The organism is Acinetobacter sp. 778_lipA (assembly GCF_058242985.1).
In genome coordinates this window covers 935,080-953,255 of the sequence record NZ_JBZAYT010000001.1, presented here as the reverse complement: position 1 = coordinate 953,255, position 18,176 = coordinate 935,080, and the positions used below count along the sequence as shown (strand labels likewise).

Sequence of the window (18,176 nt, the reverse complement as noted above, 5' to 3'; positions counted from 1 at the left end):
TCTATCCTTTATTTGTCATCGACTTTAAACCAGTAGATATATTCCTTTGGCTGACCATTCACCAAGACATTGCTGAGTTTGACATCGTAGATCACATTCAATTTCAAATCGTCAAAGCTAAACTGGATATGGTTGGGAACTCCGATATTTTCATAGCGGATATTACTGATCTTTTGTTTAGCTCCACTACTTCGCTCAGTAACAACAACAGTGGCTTTAGCGTAGTCCACATTGCGATTGGCAAAAAAATTCTTTTGATCGGTTAAAACTGAAATAGAGAGGATTGAACCCGGCATATAATATTTGGCTGGGTAGTTGTGATAGGGGTAGGCAATCACACCGAGTGGTGCAGTGGTTGGATTGTCGAAAGGATAAACCACTTTATAGGACGTACCGACCACATAAGGGAATCGAGTATCCTTAAATGAGGGTGCATTGACTGAACCATACGCCGATTTTTGTAAGAATGGGTTGAGCATCCAAAGACGATGACCTACATTATTTGCCATAACATTAAAATAATCATGTATCAAACTTCTGATAGTGTCCGCAGGCGGATTGTCATACATATTGGCTCTGACCCCCATCTCAAGATTACTAGTTCTTGCACCTACAGCACCAATATCTGAATAGCAGTTTGTGTTTGATTCTGGGTAATGGGTCAAGATGTTATTAGCGGCAAGAATCAGCGCCGTCTGCATCATCTCATCTTCACGAGCATAATCGTATGTAATACTTGGCAGCCCATGCAAGGCACGAACCGTATTGATTTCATTTAAAAATTCATTTCTAAACTTTGCACTGAGCTTACCTGCATAACAGTTGTTCATATCGGGTGCCTCGCTCATGGATGAGGCTTTAAATACATCAAAGCTGATGGTCTGACTCTCTGCTGCCAGTGTTTTGGTATCACCCTCCTGGGTGAGTTTAAGGGTACATGCACCCGCACTAATCCCCTTTAGTTCACCATTAGAATAAGTACAGGTTGCAGTAGAAAGACTGCTAATCGTGACAGGAAGTTTGGCACTGGATTCAGCATCCAATGAATAAATACTCTCCGTCAGAACGTATTTTATTTTTAGCGGGGTAATAGTTTGCTTAAGCTTATTCACGCACGCATTATTTTCTAAATATTGATCGGCAGCACAAGTCACATTGACGGTCATGCTGCTATTGAATGGTAAAACTTTTGCTGTCCCTGCCTGTGTCAGTGCTAGAGTACACTGTCCAACCTTTAGGGCTTTGAGTTCATTACCACTTACATTACAGATATTGGGGGTGTTACTGCTAAACGTCACTGCCAGCCCTTGATCTGTCTGAAGGGATAATGGATAACTTTGACCTTGAATCAGCGTACTGAATGGTAGTGACTGGATATTCTGCACTGCCTTGTTTTTACATGCACCCTCTTCCAGATATTGGCTTTCAGCACAGGTCACGGGCTTAGGAATTGTATTGCCATTATCTGGATTGCCCGTTCCACCGCCATTGGATGAACCAGAATCTCCTCCCGAACCATCGCCTCCACATCCGACCATAACTGTGCTGATTGCTAGCATCAGCACAGATGGCATAAAAGTTTTTGAAATCATCATGTTTGACTGCCTTAAATTTTTATATTGTTGTTATTGATAATGATCAGCCGAAAGGAGTTGACGGATTTCACTGGCCATTTTTGGACTACGCCAAGGGAATAACACCTTAAGGCTATAATTTGGCTTAAATTGATCCCGTGTTCCAATATTGACCTGAAACTCACGTTTCATCGGGGACCGATGGACTTGTTGGTTAACATGGGTTCCCATCATTGGGTTACTGATCACAGTGGTTGTGGTTCTAAAGCGATCTTCAACCAGATTGTAATGGCCAACAGAAGTAATATAGTCAAATGGATATTTAACGAGGCGTTGATCGGGCTGATCAAACAGGATGATGGTTTTGTCCTGGCTGTTAATCCAGACCCCACGGTTTTGATAATTAAAGGTTTCACCTTGGCGCTTCAGTTGTTCGGTCATCCCGTCAAAGTAAGTATTTCCGTATTCATAGAGGTAATAAATAATCACAAACCAGAATAGGTCAAAGCCAAAGAAAAAATAGCCAAACCATCCAAAGGAAAAAAGTTTGGCAATAATCAGAAAGATCACTATCGGCAGCATCACACACTTTAAAAATAGCTTGGATTTCTGTGGACGGTTTTCGATTGGAATAATTTTAGGTTTGGTTAATTCAGTCATGGTTGTTCCCCGCATGTTCAATGCAATTCACAATCACCAGCAGATATAAGTATAAAAAGGTCTATTTTTTATAGGCGTGTTTTAGCCATCCACCGTTGGATTGTTCTTGTAAAAATTTTTTTAATACAGATGAATAATAAAAATTAGCCGTATAACCCTCGTTGAAAGGCACAACAAGGTTGAACAGGTGGCGAGGCACAAATCAGAAAATATAGATACAGCATGAGAAGCTCCTTGAATCTTAAGAAGTTCTGCCAATTACTGTCAAATAATGGTGGCAGAACAAAAGAGGGTTGACAGACTGGGATCCAAGGAACCAGCACACCCGAAGGTGTCCCCCTTCTGTCCTACCATAAAGATAAAAGGGGGACGAGAAGGTCCACAAAAAATAGACGAGCTATTTTCTGTGCTGGATCAACGGTCTGTCAAAACCGACTGGCAATGTAGGCCAGCGAGCCCATATTAATTTTATTCAAAGCTTTAGTCAATTTTACCGATACTAAAATCTGGACGATCAGTTCGAACGGAAAATTTAAGTTAATGGGTGGATTTTTGCTTAAGTAGAATTCAACCCATCAAGGTGGTTATTTTGATTTTAAGGGGAAGTCTAAAGTATGTATAAGAATAAATATTAGGCTGACATAGCCGTCCCTATATACTTTTAATAAAAAGTTTTCCAGCCGTCAGAAGTTTAGTATTTCTTCATGATAATCAATTAATTATTTAATGTTAAGATATGTAAAAATATCATACTGGATCGTTGACAGGTTAAGGTATACCCAGCTAACCTAGTATTACACAGCAAAATCTGTGTTCAGGCGTGAGAACCTGATACAATCTAGGTGCAAATCAATGTCGCACTAGCGGCTATTTTTTTGTCTACTGTTTAGCAGTCGTTATGGCAGCTTGCAGGGCAACCGTAAGGTTGGCTGATCCTAGATTCAGTATTCTCACCCCTGTCTTGCTGCCACCATTACCGTGAGAAGTAATGATGGTAAGTGTTAAAACTTATCTAGGACTACTGCTATGAACGTAATTCTTCATGGTGCAAATACGTGCACACCTAAAAAACAAGCTTCTCAACTCATTGTTGAACTAGGCAAATCTATTTCAAATCCGCAACGCCAAACATTGGCAAATCTTTATATTGCGGTTGATACTGCAAATTCCTTACTCAACGAGCTCGAACAAGCACATCAAATCATTCGTCAGTGTATGTATGAAATGACTGATAAACAAATTCTCGAAGTTGCCAAACTCAATCAAAAGAGTAATTTGTCTTCATTGTGGGCATTCCGAACACACCAACGTCAAAAGATGATTGAACGGGCACAACGTGTTTTGGGAATCCGTTCTATTTAACTCGCTTAATTATTAATGAATTTTTAGCTTGCTACTGTGCACTGTATAAATCGACTGCGTGATTATCGATTAAACAGAAATAACGTTGAATGCAATCAGTGACAGTAGCAACGCTAAAATAAATACAACTCTTATGTTTAAAAGTGATTGCTTAAAATTCAGGACCATCGTCATTTGATTTCTGCTGTTTAGAGTCAACTTGTGGTTGACGTTGAATGTTATATTGCTGCCCCAGCATGGTAGCAATTAAGTTCATGATCAACCTGACAATTTCTTCAACGAACTTTGCAAGTTGCAGTATTGTTGCTGTAAGTTCTGCTGAATGCTCTCTATTATATTGGTATTGCTGTTGCATTGTTGCTGCATGCTCCTGATCTGCATCTGCTTGTTCTCTAAGTCGACGCATATTTTGTTTAAACTGTTCATATTCTGAGTGCAGTTCAGCATCATTTCTTTTAAATTCTCGTTTTGTTGCTGGTGTTGCAATTGTAAATTTTTCAAATTCATCTCCTGGTTCTCTAGACCATCCAAGCGCTTGATCAAGCTGGCTGTTAAGAGCTGTAGTTTGTTGATCTGTGTAGCGCATGAAATGCTCTGTTCTTGAAGTCGCTGCTCTTTCTGATGCTGTAACTGCTGCTGTTGCTCTAACTGTTCTAATTTTTCCTGTCTCGATTGTAATTCTCTGATCATCAATCCAATATTCTGAAATAAACTGATCTCGGCTTGGCTCAAGTCTGACTGACTGCTGAAGCCTAAGATTTTCAAGATCTTGTTCATGTCGTCTCTGTTGTTCTGCTCGTAATGCTCGATCACGCTGAGCCTTTTTTTCATCTTCTCGACGTTTTCTTGCAAGCCTTGCATAGTACTCAGCGAGGATGGCGTCAAAGCTAAACTCATTTGTTCGAGTAAATCCAAAATCATCTGCTGTGTGTCGCTGCCGTTGTGGTGTTGAATAGTCGTATGTTGCTGTTCTTTCATGACTTATTTCTCCACGATGCATGGAAATGTCAGATGAATATTAGGTTCCGTCGGATGAACCATTTTTTTGTTCAAATTCAGAGTATTGCAATCGATCCATTTCGGAGAAGTAATTGCTCGGAAACGATTGCCCCTGCCGTCCGTCAAAATTTCGGTCTCGTTTTTGGTTAAGATCGGCTGTGTGAAATAATAGTTCGCGGGTAATATTGTTAAAATATTCAGCAGCCACATTCCAAGCGCCATGAGAATGAACATTTTTAGAATCAATTTCGGGTTGTGAGTGATCGACTGAGTTAATGCCTGATCTACTTGCTGTTGCAACTGTTCCTTCTGGTCTTCTAATATTTGTGAGACTTCCTGAGTATTGTTCTGAATCTGGGTTTTGATCAGATTCTGATTGTCTTCGATCGTTTGTTGTAGTTGGACTTTGCTCTGCTGAATATGCTTTTGCATTATCGTATTGATTTCGTTGAGATGCGATAACAGCGTCATTTGAATATTGCTGATATTCTGCTTCAAGTGTCCTCGATATGATTTCAATCCTTCGATTAAAATCTGGGTCTCGTTCTTCATGTGCTGTAACAGTCGCATAACGCTGTCTGTTGTAATCTGCTCTTGCTTGTCGAGCTCCTTGTAAAGCTTGTTCTGCTCGATCTCTAAGTTGTGCACTAGGCGTTCGAGTGTATTTTGAAATCTGGCTAACTGTTCGCTGCTCATCGTTTCCACGTTCTCGATCTGCTGTTCGAACTTGTTCAAAAGATTTGATACGCTCTCGAATTGTTCTTGAACATTTTTCAATGTTGAATTGTTTTTCATAGATTTCTCCTTGAAAATAAATAGGTTTTTTACCAAAAGGTGGAACTAGGCTGAACTGTTTTCTCGAATTTTGACTACTTCACTTGCCAGCTTGTTGCTTAACACAAACTGCATAAAGTCATCACGGTTTCTGACTAAAAGTTCGGACGGAATTACTTGAGCATGCTTTTTTTCTAGTTGTTTCAACGATATTGATAAAAGGTGTAAATAAGTGTTTTCAATGTACTGTTTATAATTCTCTCGATCTTTTCCAATCTTTTTCAGCGCAGCATGCAAATATGTCTCATGACCTTTTTTTGTAAATCTTGCACGCTCTGGATCATTCGGATCTGCCCAACCGTATTCAAAATTCAACTTGTCTTGCAAGGTATGAAAATGCTTTTGGAACCTGCCGGGAGGTGCGATATTCATTGCTTTTCCTGACCTGAGTTCAAGTCTCGGCACAAGTATATGAACATGTTTTGATCCGTTGGGTTCCTGATGTAAAACAGCCGTCAAATGATATTGATCAGGTTCAAGACCACTAAAAGCTAATGCTTCAAACTGTTTTAAGACATCTATTATTTCAATATTATTGGGTTGATCTTCTTCAGCAAAAGCAATCACGGCAGACGTATATTTATGTTTGAAAGGAGAACTATCTGCAATTTTTGCAAAGAGATGTGGGTCGCCGCAGAGCACTTCGACATGCGGACGGACAATATTCATGTGATCTTTTTCATCGAGCACATAACTTGCTGCACGTGCTGCACTGCCCGTTCCATGCCTCAACATCTTAATCAACATGCCCCGCTCTCCCGTTTAAAATAAAAAAGGAAATTAAATTAAATTTCTATATGGTCATCAGAAAGATCAGCGTCTGAAACTGATTCAAGTTCACCGTCTCCAACGACTTGCATTTGTCGCAATAAATCGGCGAGATATTTTTGTTCAATATGCTGATGTCGGCGCTGAACAGTTTCATCAGAACGATGCAGTGACGGAGGACAAGGAAGTGGATAAAGTTGATAGATTTTTTTTAAATAGTCTTCGACAAGTAGATAAGTTCGAAGCAAGTCAATTGGCTTTCCGATTTTGTTGCTAATGTGAATTGCACGGGTAATCTGATTGAGATTATTGCCAATTTTTGCAAGTTGGAATGCAATGCTTTCGCTATCATCTTCCACTCCGCGATGGGATACTTGCTTGGCAACGACATGCGATTCACGAATTGTAGATTGATCAACATTCAAGATATTTTGAATATAGTGACTCACGGAAAACCGAATAAAATCGCTTGTGGTTTTATTTAATATCTTTGCTGAATTTTTAATTAAATCTAGCTCTAAATCATTTAAACGTAACTCAAGCCGACTTAATCTTTTTGATTTCCTAATAAAATCCGCATCAATCATAATCACACCAAAATCACTAATCTATTTTTAAGCTATAATATTTTTCAAAATAAAAAAAGATATTTTTAATAAAAATTTAAAATACCCCATTAAAAGTAGCGGTTTGGCTGCAAGCCGACCAGATCCAATTCGTACATAATCACAACTTTTGTTGTGATTATGTACGTACATGGGTAATCTGGCTCGACCGGTTAAAATCATATTTAATGTACTTTAGACTATTAAGTGTTATATTAAATTTTATAAAAATTAAGAGTATTATGATCATCAAAGAATAACTAAAAAACTTCCAAAAGGATAAATATCCAAAGAAAAATAACTCTTAAATATATTTCAAAAGCATACACTTAGTAGAAAAATACTGAATAAATCATTTCAACACTAAAAATCTTTAAATTTATTAAAAAAAGTTTAATAGAGACAAACCATGCATTAAAATTTAATAAAAATTTATCTAAATCCAATGAAATATTTATCTAAAAATAAAAACGACCTTTAAATATTAAAAACCAAGCACCCTAAAGTTTAAAACCCAAACTTCAAATTTTAAAAGCAACCTCGATCATACAAAAGATTAATTACTATTATAATAAACATAAAACCAGTTTAGGAAATAAACTTTTTTTGATCTTTTACACCAAAATCATTTTTATATAAAAAAATATGCTAGCTTTCAAATTATAGAAACTTGTTTTACTCTTCAGATCCTAATTACCAAAATAAGGGTTTTAAGACAACAAGGCTTTCTTCAACTAAGTTAAAAATTGAAGAGGTCAAAATGATTGAAGATCTTTATCTAATAAAATTCATTATTAGATATACAAAAAATGTAGCAAGACTTTCGAATAAGACTGCGGAGGTTCAACAATGAATAAACATTTTGAACTAGTGGATTGGGTCACCGCTGAAAAGTTTTGCGAACTCACGGGCGAACAGATCTCTAACCTAAAAAACCTTAGACCTCATTGGGAGGAAGGAAAAGTTTGGGTAAAAGTGTCTGATCGAAAAATTTTATATAGCTTAAAAGGTTATAATAGATGGGTCGAACAAGCAGCTCTGGTCTACCAACAGGCACACGAGCAAGATCGGGAAAAATACAGATTAACTTTAAATGGAACGACAAGCGCGAGTGGTTCACCCTCGACCTCACCGACACACCAGCCAACTTCAGTAAGGCGGCTAAGATTAGAGAAGATTTTGTAACTAAGGCCAAGTACGGAATCTTAAAAATTGAAGATATCGAAGCGGTTACGGTCAAATCCCTCAAAAAATCTGACGCTGCGCAAGAATCATTGCCAGCGTCACATGGCCCGACATTTGCCCAGTATGCGCAAGAATTTCTCTACAACCTCGCTGACCATAAGCACGGTACCAAGAAAAAATATCTATCAATTTTGGAACGGCTGTGGATGCCATTATTTGCTGACATGCCAATTAAAACGATCACCAGCCAAATGTTGCGTAGCGCGGTGAATGGACGTGAATGGTCTTCAGCGAAGACTCGAAATGATGCTTTGATTCCATTACGCGGCGCATTCCAATTAGCGCACGACGATGAAATTATTGATAAGAATCCATGTGATCGATTGAAGAATCAAAAAACACAGGAAGCTGAACCTGATCCATTTAATGAAATTGAACGAGAAAGAATACTGAACTGGTTAAGAGAGAAATACCTTGCAGACTACCCAACTGTCTATTGGTATTTTATGGTGGCATTCTGGACAGGTTGCCGTCCATCAGAAATTATCGCGCTCACCTGGCAGGATGTAGATTTTTTAAATAAGCAGATCCACATCAATAAAGGTCGTGTGAACGGCGTTCAGCAGGAAACCACTAAAACCAATAAGGCCCGATTTGTAGATTTGAATGATTTTGCTTTTGAAGCATTCCAACAACTTAGATTACTAACCTACCTCAAATATGAGCATGTTTTTATCTGTGATGAGACTGGTGAGGAATTTACTACGCAAAAATCATTGAGTGAAAAGTTTGTGGCTGCATTGAAAGCTAACGGCATACGCTACCGCCCTGCCTATAACACTCGTCATACTTATGCGACTGTATGCTTAATGAATGGACTCAATCCAGTCTATGTGGCTTCACAGCTGGGTCATAGTTTGGTGATGCTCATGAAGCGTTATGCGAAGTGGATTAATTCAGATAAGAACAAAGAAGAGATTGCTAAAATTTCGAATAGTGCCAAAATTGTGCCAAAGAAAAAGGGAATCAAACTATGTATTTGATTCCCTTTAAGATATTTGGCGGAAGCGGTGAGATTCGAACTCACGGAGGACTCACACCCTCGTCGGTTTTCAAGACCGGTGCATTAAACCGCTCTGCCACGCTTCCAATGGCGGCTATCATATAAATAAAATTGCGACTTGGCAAATCTTTTTCAGTATTTCTTCAATCAAGTGTACAAAATAAAGTCAATTTTTACTGATTTGATGAATATTCAAGCTACTCATAACGAATTGAATTGATATACCAACGTTTTTTCCCTAAAGGTGTTACGACTTCAACATCATCATCCACTTGTTTTGAAAGCAAAGCTCTTGCCATCGGTGAGTCAATTGATACATGTTGTGGATGATGATCATAAATCTCATCTACCCCGACAATACGTATGGTTTTCTGTTCACCATCATCATTTTCAATTTCAACCCATGCCCCAAAATACACTTTGCCTGCTTGCTCTGGAGAAAAATCGATAATACGTAATTCTTCTAGCCGCTTACCCAAATAACGTACTCGACGATCAATTTTTCGGAGTAGCTGTTTATTATACTGGTAATCAGCATTCTCAGAACGGTCACCTAGACTTGCAGCCCATGTTACTTTCTTAGTAATTTCAGGTCGTTCTTCTCGCCAAAGATGTTGTAACTCAGCAACCAACAGATCATGCCCTGAACGGGTAATTAAATTTGATTTCATGATTTAAAACCATTCACAATATATATGCACTTGATACTTATTTTTGAAAAAATGTTTTTATAGTCTACAACCAATACAGTAAAAATGTCAGATTAAAAATCTTGCATTTTAAGGTTTAAAAAGGGATAAAATCCTTTTTTTCCTATTTAAATTCGCACATAAAATTCAACAGAAAAACGTTTTAAAAGTGGTAAATCTTAACTTAGCTTTGGAACATTTCCTTACAGTTTTTGACAAGCTATTTCAGCTTTAAAATCCACGTAATTATTAAAAAAATATTCCTTTAAAAATCATAATCTTAAATATTTAAAATTGATCATTTTTCATACAAAGTTTGACAGATCTAAAAACCGCCTATATTATGCGCACATGTTTTATGAGTTTATTTTTTTAATTTTGTAGTTTTTCTGCAAAATCTTTCTATCCCACATGTCATTTTTTGAATGACGTTCATGACTGCCCACCCTTATTGAATTTACCAACTATAAAAAGTTTTTAGGTGTTTTTGTGCTTATAACTTTTTAGGGCAATAAATTACTTGTAGCGGAGACAACATGCACAGTAGTTCAACCTCTGGGTCGAGGCTTAGCCTTAACTCATTTTTTCGTGCGCTGCCAATCAAAACATTAGTTTTAACCACTGCATTAATTCCTTTTAGCATTAATGCGAGTAAGAACAATCAATACAATGCTGTAGTTAATTCGAGTAAATTAACTGTAGTTGCAGTTTCCAATCCAAGCATCGTGTTTAAGGATGGAGACTATAAGCATGGCTTCGGCTATGACTTAGCCCATAACTATGCTGAAAGTTTAAATGTTAAACTTGAGTTTAAAACGGTTTCAGACAATGCAACAGCATTGAAAATGGTTGCTCAAGGTAAAGCTAATTTTGCGATTACCACTGCAAATATGCAGACAATTGAAGCAGAACGTTTAACCTCATTTTCAGCAAGCTGTGGTGATTTCAACAGTTTAAAAAGTAATGGTTTAAACCCAGAATTGAATTGGGTATTTAAACAAGCTGAAGACCCATTAACAGCAACAGCAAGTGGTTTCATTTGCCAAAGCAAACAAAATGGTTCAACTCAGCAACTTGCCTCATTTTATAATCGTAATGTTGTCAAGAAGGACGATTGGAACGTGATCCAACGTGACCTAAGTTCTCGTCTACCGATTTATAAAGCCAGCTTTAAGCGCTCTGCGCAGCAATATGGCTTAGATTGGCACCTACTTGCTGCAATTGGTTATCAAGAATCATATTTAAAACCAGACTCTGTTTCTCCCACAGGTGTCCGTGGTTTGATGATGTTGACCAATACTACAGCCAAAGAAATGGGTGTAAGTAATCGTAGTGACCCCGCTCAGAGTATCCAAGGCGGCGCAAGATATTTTGATATGATGTTGAGTCGTTATTCTTATATTCGTAATCCAGATCGTCATTGGTATGCGTTGGTTGCATACAATATGGGTCCTGGTGCGGTTGAAGGTATTCAAAAGCGTATCAAAGCACAAGGTAAAGATCCTAATGACTGGATGAATCTTTATAATTATTTGACACGTAATCAAGCAAGTAATGGTCGTTATAAGCAAGCAGTACAGTATGTCACACGTATTCGGGCTTATTTAGAACACATTAAAACCACACCTCGATTATTAGAAATTTAATCTGTATATTAAATAGATTGGATTTGTAAAAATCAGGCAATAAAAAAGCTTACTCTTGGGTAAGCTTTTTTATTTTAAAAGGATTAAGCTGTTTGCTCTAATACTTTCTTAAATAAATCTTTTTGCTCTTGGCTTGGCTTCGCTGTTTGTAAAGCCATCAATTGAGACATATCACCTTGAACCTTGATTTTGCCTGTCATAAATGCTTGCATAGCAGCAGCCATATCAAATTCTAAGAATACTTTACGAAGCGTTTCAGCATCCATGTTCAATGTTGTTTTCGCATTTGCAGAACTACCTTTGACGATTTTTCCGCCGTCTAAAGCAAGCTCAGTGTTGCCATCTGCATCTGCAACAACCAAATTAATTGCTAAACCTGAAAGTGCTGGTGGTAAGTTTAAATCACCTGCTTCAGCAGTTAATTTTTCAACATTTGCAAACCAATCATCAGTTAAAAATGCAGGCATGTTCATTCCTCAAATTATTTATTCAATTTATTGTGTTATCTATCCAGACAACATCAGGTTGAAGCAGTTTTGCTTGCCCAATGTTATAGCATGATAATTTCAATTTGGGCTAAAGTTTTTTGTACGGACTGTTCATGTTTTATCGGTTTTATCGTTTTATTTTTTTAAATCAGGCACTCATCTCAATATGAATGCCCGATTCGTTCATTTAATTGGCAAAAAAGATCAATCTGCTGCAAAACTAAGATTTACAACATCTAAACGTTTTTTCATTTCTTCCGTATCACATTTCATATCGAATTCACGTTCTTCATCCAATTTTTCGAAATCAAATAAATCACGGTCAGCCAATTGAGATGGTGAAACATTCTGCAATGCACCAAAAATGCTGTGCAAACGTTTTGGATATTGTTTATCCCAACCACGTAGCATGTCGTTTAACATGGCACGTTGTAAGTTTTCCTGAGAACCACATAAGTTACATGGAATAATCGGGAATTTACGAATTTCAGCATATTTGATGATGTCTTTTTCTTCGACATAAGCCAAAGGACGAATCAAAATGTTCTTTTTATCCGAAGACAGTAATTTTGGTGGCATCGCTTTTAAGCTACCACCATGGAATAGATTCAAGAAGAACGTTGCAATGATATCATCGCGATGATGACCCAATGCCACTTTGGTCGCACCAATCTCTTGCGCAAAACCGTAGAGTGAACCACGGCGTAAACGTGAACACACTGCACAATAGGTTTTACCTTCTGGGGTCAAACGCTTGGTGATGCTATAGGTGTCTTTTTCCAAAATATAATAAGGAATATTGTTTTCTTCCAAATATTTCGGTAACACATCTTCAGGAAAACCAGGTTGCTTTTGATCCAAGTTCACTGCGACAACATCAAAGTTGATCGGTGCAATACGTTTAAATTGCAACAAAATATCAAGCAAGGTGTAACTGTCTTTCCCACCAGAAACACAGACCATTACCTTATCGCCTTCCTCAATCATTTTAAAGTCACGAATTGCATGGCCGACTTGACGACGAAGTTTTTTCAAAAGACGATAATAAGCTGAACTTGTTGGAAGCTCTGGTTTAAAATTAAATCCTTGTTCGGACTCAACTGGCGAGTACATAGACGAGATAAACCCATTAAAAAATACTGGGCAATTTTATCTGATTTGAACGTCAACCGCATCTAAAGATTTTTTTATTTTGCATCTATTTTTATCTGGTCATCTTCCTGTCGTATTTCCACATTTAAAATAGACGGCTCAGTTCATTTTTTAGCCGAAGTGCTTATCTTTTGGACTTTTCCACAGTTTTCCACAAAACCTGTGGATAAAATTGTGGATTGTTTGGGGCTTGACAAAGTTTTCTCACGCAATGATGGGCATTCTCTTTAGATTGATCATTTTTTAACCACTAAATTTTATGTATATTTTTCAAATGCTTAATATAGTCAATAAATATATTTTAAAAAAAATATAAAATTTTTTTTGATTAATATGCCAACAAATAGCACTTGCTTTTTTGCAATTGTATTGTTAAAACTCAATTCATTGTTTTTCTTGTTCAATAACTTTGTTAAACTCCCAAAAATTGGGGAAATATTTTAATTACTACAAAATGAAAAAATTAATTACGGGTTCGTTAGTGTCAATTTTAGGATGTATGAGCTTCGCTTCATTTACATCGCAAAGTTTTGCAGGCCAAATTTATTTCTACAAAGACCAAAATGGTACAACGCTACTCACCAATCGGAAGAACTCAGATCGCTCACTGCAAAAAGTCAAAGTGACTTATTATAAAGACAGTAATATTCACAGTTATAGCAACTGGGGAAGCACAGAATCCGCAGTACTGCCAAGTTATAGTAAAAGTAAAAACTCATTTGACAGTATTATCCGTCAAGCTGCACAGACACATGGTGTTTCAGAAGGCTTAATCAAAGCAGTGATGCATACTGAGTCCGGTTTTAATACCAATGCACGTTCCCCTGTTGGTGCGCAAGGTTTAATGCAACTTATGCCTGCAACAGCACGTCGCTTCAATGTGTCAAACTCTTATGATCCACAGCAGAATATTTTTGGTGGTGCCAAATATCTCAGTTGGTTAATGAAACGATTTAATGGAAATACCAGTTTAGCTTTAGCTGCTTATAATGCTGGTGAGGGTAATGTGGATAAATACGGTGGTATTCCACCCTTCCGTGAAACCCAAGACTATGTCAAACGTGTGACCAGTCGTTTAAATAACCTATATGCTGGCGGGTTAAATTTAACTGCAAATAATATCGACACTTCAACGGGTGCTGGGCAAATCATTGCACAATCAAATCAACCTGAAACCGTACAACAAATCAGCAACACTTCACCTATTCAACAGGTTAAATATAGTTCTCGACCGATTATTATTGCCTCTGATGGAACATACACGGATGCACCTGCGGGTTCTTATTCAACAGCGCATGCCAGTGCGACAGCACAAATCACTATTGGCAACTGATAAAATCAGACTTTATTTCCAAAATAGAGTTTGTTTATATCTTAAATAAGTATGTAATTTATGCAATTACATATTTTCAACAAATTGCTAAAAAAATAATGTTTTCTCTAATACCGAGAATCTTTTTTTATCTTGTCTATTTTTTTTTATAAATTTCTTATCCACTATCCATTTCATTTTATTTTCTCATTTTTTATCAGATCGATTTTTATCATTATTCTTGAATTTTAGTCATCTAAACCTCATATTGAATTTCATGATTTATTTTAATACATCATATTATTTATTATTTATAAGAGGATTCTCTCCATGATGCGGATTGGTTTGTTTTTGCTAACCAACCTCGCGGTACTGGTTGTAGCTGGCATTATCCTATCATTATTAGGTGTTGGTAGTTACCACGGCGCTGGCGGTCTTAAATTAGGCAACCTGATGGTCATCTGTTTAGTGTTTGGTATGGTAGGTTCTTTAATCTCCCTCTTTATGTCCAAATGGATGGCGTTAAAAACCACAGGTACTGAATTAATTGACCCGAATGCTCCTCGTAACCAAGCCGAAGTTTGGTTATTACAAGAGGTTGCTCAACTTTCACAACGTGCTGGTATTCAAATGCCAGATGTTGGTATTTTCCCATCTTATCAGTCGAATGCGTTTGCCACAGGTTGGAATAAAAACGATGCGCTTGTATCGGTTTCATCAGGTTTACTGGAACGCATGAACAAAGATGAATTGCGTGCCGTACTTGCGCATGAGATTGGTCACGTTGCCAATGGCGACATGGTCACTTTATCCCTTATTCAAGGTGTAGTGAACGCCTTTGTAATGTTCTTTGCCCGTGTGGTTGGTGATTTTATTGACCGAAACGTCTTTGGCCGTCAAGACGGTGAAGCACCAGGACTTGCTTATTTTGCAATTACCATCGTGCTTGATATCGTTTTCGGTATATTGGCTTCGGCAATCGTGATGTGGTTCTCTCGCTATCGTGAATACCGTGCAGATGAAGCTGGTGCTCAACTTGCAGGTAAAGAAGCCATGATTTCCGCTTTATTGCGTCTACAGGCTGAATCTGAAATGCCAGATCAAATGCCGAAAGAAATGAAAGCTTTTGCTATCGCAGAAGGTAAAGAGCAAGGTTTCAGTTTGGCAGCTTTATTCCAAACTCACCCAAGCATCGAGCAACGTGTTGCCGCTTTACGTCAACTTAATTTACCTTAATCTATACGCTATCGCTAAATTGTAGTGATCGATAGAAAAACAGAGCCTCCAATATGGAGGCTCTGTTTATTTACATCATATTTTAATTTTGCTTGTCCGCTATTTACCGCACAATTTCTATCTACCTATCTTTCTTTAAATACCAATAACTATAACAACTGAAGGAATTAATCTAATTGGATGCAACGAATTAAACTACCATTCGGATCAACTACACAAAACATATCAATTTCTCCGAGATACTGAATTTCAGTTATTTTTGCTTCTGGGAATTGTGCCCAATCTAAGCCTTGCCAATAATGAAACAAATCTGGTAGGACATGGGTCCTTAAGCAAGCACTAAACCATGATTCTTTTGGATTCAGATTGGGGTGGTGAAAAAACTCAACAAGCAAACTGTCTTTGCTTAAGATCATCCATTGTGCAGACTGATAATCACACTGAAAGCCTAAAAATGCATAAAATTTACGAGTATGATCAAAATCAATAGCAGGAAGGTTTGCTGAAATATAATCTTGCATGATCACCTCTGTATTTTAATATCTACATTTTCAAATCAGTTCACTGTTGGAATTTAAGCACGATAGCTTTGATACCAATCCCATATCATATTTACGCCAAACCACATTGCAAGTCCAATCAGGATCAAAACAATCAAGCCTAAAATATCGGGAATATGAATCCAAATCCAAGCAATAACAGGGTTACGCCAAAATGCAGATTGCTGTTGCTTTTGTTCCAGCTTCTCGTGTAAAAATGGGTGAACTACATGATCGTCGCTATAAATCTGATATTCTTCTTGAATATGGTCATGTACAACATCTAAAGCTCTACGACTGGGCCGAATAAAAATATCGAATAAGGTTCCAGCGATGGGTATACATCCCACAACCCCATCAATCACAGCCAATTTTAACACGCCATTGAGTTTTGCTTGAGGCACACCAATCTGTTTAGCTTTATAAACTGCATAACAAGTCAATACAAAGCCTGCAATATCACCAGCGATGGGTATGGTACTGAGTGCAGCATCAGCCCCCACCCCTTGTTTGGTAAATGGAATGCGCACCACCGAATCCATCATATTGGCAAATTTAGCCAAATCTCGTTCAAGTTTAATGACTTCTTGAGTAGATAATTTTTTTTCTGTACCCATAAAGGTTTCAATTTTTTTGACATGATTAAGTTAAATTGATCATACCCAATAAATTCAGTATGTTGTGTATAAGTTTAATATTTACAGCAGCAAAATTTTATCTGCGCAATAAAAAACTGAGCACTGTTTTAAAGTACTCAGCTTTTTTCAGAGATACAACCAGATTAATCTAAGAACTTAACCACTGTCCCCGGTTGAACCTTGCGGCCTAAATCATTGGCATCCCAATTGGTCAAACGAATACAACCATGAGAAGCGGTCTTTGAAATTAATGAGGGATTCGGCGTACCATGAATACCAAATGTCGGTTTACTTAAAGCAATCCACATATTGCCAACAGGGCCATTGGGGCCAGGCGGTAATGCCAGCTTTTGACGGTTACTCCCTTGAACAAAGTTTTTCGGGTTATAACCATAGACAGGGTTTGCGGCAACTTTAATGACCTTATGCGTCCCTTTTGGGGATGGTGTACCAGAACCACCAATTGTGGCAGGAAAAGATGCAATCATCTGATTGGCACTATTATACAAATAAAGTTGTCGAGCAGGTTTATGCGCAATAATTAGGGCCACACCCTCAGGCAAATCATTGCGTACGATCGGTACATTGATGGTTTCGCCTACTTTTTTAAAGTTAGCTTTTGGATTGAGTTGTTTAAGAAAGTCTTCATCAATATGAAACTTTTCACCTAACATTTCACTCACACGGGTGTAATACAGACCCGGCATTTTTGCTTGTTGCGCATAATTTCGCGGAATTGCTTTTGCATAAGGCCCTTTAATATCCTCTGCCGTAATTTGATAAGTTCCAAATGCTGCAGTTTTTTGATTTTTTAACAAACTGTCCCACGTCTGTTTATCCAGTTCACCACTAATTGGTAAACTTTTAATCTGTTGATATGCGGCAAGTGCTTTTAAAAAGTTCTTGCCACTTTTACCGTCGATTGGCCCAGGTGAAGCATGTAAATTATTGAGCATCACTTGCGCACGTGCATAAACGGGGAATTGTCCTCTGCCAATATTTTCAGACCAATTGGCGGTATTGATACTATTGACTGACCAATCTTGTTTTAAGTCCGCTTTTATCGCTTCTTGACTTTTATCAGCTTTAACATTTTGTTTGGCAAAAATTTGACTTTGAATATTTAAACCCACAAGACACATGATGCAAATCAGGTTTGGCAGAAACTTGCCCATATAAAGCTCTCTATTAACTCAATATTATAATTGATGTACTTATCTAATAAACTATTGTATTACATATACATAGTATACTGATCTCAGACAATAAAAGCGACGTCACACACACCTTGAGTGGATCATTTATATTCTCAAGGCTTTAAACACAATTGTATAAGGTCAATAGCGTGTTTATTCATAAAATGAAAATTATGTATGTTCGAAGTTTATCTTTGTATGACTTTATTATCATTTTTTAAGAAAAATAT

17 protein-coding genes and 1 tRNA gene are annotated in these 18,176 nt (G+C 37.5%); 5 read left to right on the top strand and 13 right to left on the bottom strand.

The window, feature by feature from the left end; all coding sequences use genetic code 11:
• Positions 1–8 precede the first annotated feature (8 nt).
• Together AC4CUY_RS04495 and AC4CUY_RS04490 are read right to left on the bottom strand one after the other, a co-directional pair.
• Positions 9–1,595 (bottom strand): CAP domain-containing protein, encoded by a 1,587-nt coding sequence (locus AC4CUY_RS04495; RefSeq protein WP_490773713.1) that lies wholly within the window; start codon positions 1,593–1,595, stop codon positions 9–11.
• 30 nt (positions 1,596–1,625) lie between these two features.
• Positions 1,626–2,234, bottom strand: coding sequence for a sortase family protein (locus AC4CUY_RS04490; protein ID WP_490773712.1), 609 nt, complete (start codon positions 2,232–2,234; stop codon positions 1,626–1,628).
• 1,026 nt (positions 2,235–3,260) lie between these two features.
• Here AC4CUY_RS04490 and AC4CUY_RS04485 point away from each other — a divergent pair.
• Complete coding sequence (locus AC4CUY_RS04485; RefSeq protein WP_490773711.1) at positions 3,261–3,596, top strand: hypothetical protein; 336 nt, start codon at positions 3,261–3,263, stop codon at positions 3,594–3,596.
• A 151-nt stretch (positions 3,597–3,747) separates the two neighbouring features.
• Here the strand turns inward: AC4CUY_RS04485 and AC4CUY_RS04480 are convergent, their stop codons facing one another.
• The 4 genes from AC4CUY_RS04480 to mobC are packed head-to-tail and all read right to left on the bottom strand — an operon-like array spanning position 3,748 to position 6,784.
• Positions 3,748–4,596, bottom strand: a complete 849-nt coding sequence (locus AC4CUY_RS04480) for a hypothetical protein (protein ID WP_490773710.1) — start codon at positions 4,594–4,596, stop codon at positions 3,748–3,750.
• On the bottom strand, positions 4,578–5,390 hold the full coding sequence (locus AC4CUY_RS04475; protein WP_490773709.1) for a hypothetical protein: 813 nt from the start codon (positions 5,388–5,390) through the stop codon (positions 4,578–4,580). The genes AC4CUY_RS04480 and AC4CUY_RS04475 overlap by 19 nt, the downstream gene beginning before the upstream one ends.
• Positions 5,391–5,435: 45 nt before the next feature.
• A complete protein-coding gene (locus tag AC4CUY_RS04470) occupies positions 5,436–6,176 on the bottom strand; it encodes a hypothetical protein (RefSeq protein WP_490773708.1) in 741 nt (246 codons plus the stop codon).
• Between the two features lie 38 nt (positions 6,177–6,214).
• Positions 6,215–6,784 (bottom strand): plasmid mobilization relaxosome protein MobC, encoded by a 570-nt coding sequence (mobC, locus tag AC4CUY_RS04465; protein WP_353164308.1) that lies wholly within the window; start codon positions 6,782–6,784, stop codon positions 6,215–6,217.
• A 1,037-nt stretch (positions 6,785–7,821) separates the two neighbouring features.
• Here mobC and AC4CUY_RS04460 point away from each other — a divergent pair.
• Positions 7,822–9,030 (top strand): tyrosine-type recombinase/integrase, encoded by a 1,209-nt coding sequence (locus AC4CUY_RS04460; protein ID WP_490773707.1) that lies wholly within the window; start codon positions 7,822–7,824, stop codon positions 9,028–9,030.
• A gap of 16 nt (positions 9,031–9,046) precedes the next feature.
• Here the strand turns inward: AC4CUY_RS04460 and AC4CUY_RS04455 are convergent.
• Both AC4CUY_RS04455 and greB read right to left on the bottom strand, forming a co-directional pair.
• A tRNA-Ser gene (locus AC4CUY_RS04455) sits at positions 9,047–9,136 on the bottom strand.
• A gap of 111 nt (positions 9,137–9,247) precedes the next feature.
• Entirely contained in the window at positions 9,248–9,721 is a 474-nt protein-coding gene (gene greB / locus AC4CUY_RS04450) for a transcription elongation factor GreB (RefSeq protein ID WP_419329036.1), read from the bottom strand.
• Positions 9,722–10,275: 554 nt separating this feature from the next.
• Here greB and AC4CUY_RS04445 point away from each other — a divergent pair.
• Positions 10,276–11,385 (top strand): MltF family protein, encoded by a 1,110-nt coding sequence (locus AC4CUY_RS04445; RefSeq protein WP_336952668.1) that lies wholly within the window; start codon positions 10,276–10,278, stop codon positions 11,383–11,385.
• 83 nt (positions 11,386–11,468) lie between these two features.
• Here AC4CUY_RS04445 and AC4CUY_RS04440 read toward each other — a convergent pair whose 3' ends face one another.
• Together AC4CUY_RS04440 and ttcA are read right to left on the bottom strand one after the other, a co-directional pair.
• A complete protein-coding gene (locus AC4CUY_RS04440) occupies positions 11,469–11,852 on the bottom strand; it encodes an SCP2 sterol-binding domain-containing protein (RefSeq protein ID WP_004722377.1) in 384 nt (127 codons plus the stop codon).
• 225 nt (positions 11,853–12,077) lie between these two features.
• Complete coding sequence (gene ttcA, locus AC4CUY_RS04435) at positions 12,078–12,986, bottom strand: tRNA 2-thiocytidine(32) synthetase TtcA (RefSeq protein WP_004722379.1); 909 nt, start codon at positions 12,984–12,986, stop codon at positions 12,078–12,080.
• Positions 12,987–13,524: 538 nt separating this feature from the next.
• Here ttcA and AC4CUY_RS04430 point away from each other — a divergent pair.
• Together AC4CUY_RS04430 and htpX are read left to right on the top strand one after the other, a co-directional pair.
• Positions 13,525–14,358 carry a lytic transglycosylase domain-containing protein gene (locus AC4CUY_RS04430; RefSeq protein WP_490773706.1) on the top strand — a complete coding sequence of 278 codons (834 nt, stop codon included), beginning with the start codon at positions 13,525–13,527 and terminating at the stop codon, positions 14,356–14,358.
• Between the two features lie 309 nt (positions 14,359–14,667).
• Positions 14,668–15,573 carry a protease HtpX gene (htpX, locus tag AC4CUY_RS04425; protein ID WP_336952671.1) on the top strand — a complete coding sequence of 302 codons (906 nt, stop codon included), beginning with the start codon at positions 14,668–14,670 and terminating at the stop codon, positions 15,571–15,573.
• A 167-nt stretch (positions 15,574–15,740) separates the two neighbouring features.
• Here the strand turns inward: htpX and AC4CUY_RS04420 are convergent, their stop codons facing one another.
• From AC4CUY_RS04420 to AC4CUY_RS04410, 3 genes are all read right to left on the bottom strand, one after another.
• Positions 15,741–16,094: a bleomycin resistance protein gene (locus tag AC4CUY_RS04420; protein ID WP_336952672.1), complete on the bottom strand. Its 354-nt coding sequence runs from the start codon at positions 16,092–16,094 to the stop codon at positions 15,741–15,743.
• A gap of 53 nt (positions 16,095–16,147) precedes the next feature.
• Positions 16,148–16,729 carry a DUF4112 domain-containing protein gene (locus AC4CUY_RS04415; protein ID WP_336952673.1) on the bottom strand — a complete coding sequence of 194 codons (582 nt, stop codon included), beginning with the start codon at positions 16,727–16,729 and terminating at the stop codon, positions 16,148–16,150.
• Between the two features lie 164 nt (positions 16,730–16,893).
• Complete coding sequence (locus tag AC4CUY_RS04410; protein WP_336952675.1) at positions 16,894–17,925, bottom strand: L,D-transpeptidase family protein; 1,032 nt, start codon at positions 17,923–17,925, stop codon at positions 16,894–16,896.
• Between the last annotated feature and the right edge of the window lie 251 nt (positions 17,926–18,176).

What these genes read in the sequence shown, in the direction of transcription:
- AC4CUY_RS04495 (WP_490773713.1), bottom strand. Translation starts at nt 1,595, where the DNA reads ATGATGATTTCAAAAACTTTTATGCCATCTGTGCTGATGCTAGCAATC.
- AC4CUY_RS04490 (WP_490773712.1), bottom strand. Translation starts at nt 2,234, where the DNA reads ATGACTGAATTAACCAAACCTAAAATTATTCCAATCGAAAACCGTCCA.
- AC4CUY_RS04485 (WP_490773711.1), top strand. Translation starts at nt 3,261, where the DNA reads ATGAACGTAATTCTTCATGGTGCAAATACGTGCACACCTAAAAAACAA.
- AC4CUY_RS04480 (WP_490773710.1), bottom strand. Translation starts at nt 4,596, where the DNA reads ATGCATCGTGGAGAAATAAGTCATGAAAGAACAGCAACATACGACTAT.
- AC4CUY_RS04475 (WP_490773709.1), bottom strand. Translation starts at nt 5,390, where the DNA reads ATGAAAAACAATTCAACATTGAAAAATGTTCAAGAACAATTCGAGAGC.
- AC4CUY_RS04470 (WP_490773708.1), bottom strand. Translation starts at nt 6,176, where the DNA reads ATGTTGATTAAGATGTTGAGGCATGGAACGGGCAGTGCAGCACGTGCA.
- mobC (WP_353164308.1), bottom strand. Translation starts at nt 6,784, where the DNA reads ATGATTGATGCGGATTTTATTAGGAAATCAAAAAGATTAAGTCGGCTT.
- AC4CUY_RS04460 (WP_490773707.1), top strand. Translation starts at nt 7,822, where the DNA reads ATGGGTCGAACAAGCAGCTCTGGTCTACCAACAGGCACACGAGCAAGA.
- greB (WP_419329036.1), bottom strand. Translation starts at nt 9,721, where the DNA reads ATGAAATCAAATTTAATTACCCGTTCAGGGCATGATCTGTTGGTTGCT.
- AC4CUY_RS04445 (WP_336952668.1), top strand. Translation starts at nt 10,276, where the DNA reads ATGCACAGTAGTTCAACCTCTGGGTCGAGGCTTAGCCTTAACTCATTT.
- AC4CUY_RS04440 (WP_004722377.1), bottom strand. Translation starts at nt 11,852, where the DNA reads ATGCCTGCATTTTTAACTGATGATTGGTTTGCAAATGTTGAAAAATTA.
- ttcA (WP_004722379.1), bottom strand. Translation starts at nt 12,986, where the DNA reads ATGTACTCGCCAGTTGAGTCCGAACAAGGATTTAATTTTAAACCAGAG.
- AC4CUY_RS04430 (WP_490773706.1), top strand. Translation starts at nt 13,525, where the DNA reads ATGAGCTTCGCTTCATTTACATCGCAAAGTTTTGCAGGCCAAATTTAT.
- htpX (WP_336952671.1), top strand. Translation starts at nt 14,668, where the DNA reads ATGATGCGGATTGGTTTGTTTTTGCTAACCAACCTCGCGGTACTGGTT.
- AC4CUY_RS04420 (WP_336952672.1), bottom strand. Translation starts at nt 16,094, where the DNA reads ATGCAAGATTATATTTCAGCAAACCTTCCTGCTATTGATTTTGATCAT.
- AC4CUY_RS04415 (WP_336952673.1), bottom strand. Translation starts at nt 16,729, where the DNA reads ATGGGTACAGAAAAAAAATTATCTACTCAAGAAGTCATTAAACTTGAA.
- AC4CUY_RS04410 (WP_336952675.1), bottom strand. Translation starts at nt 17,925, where the DNA reads ATGGGCAAGTTTCTGCCAAACCTGATTTGCATCATGTGTCTTGTGGGT.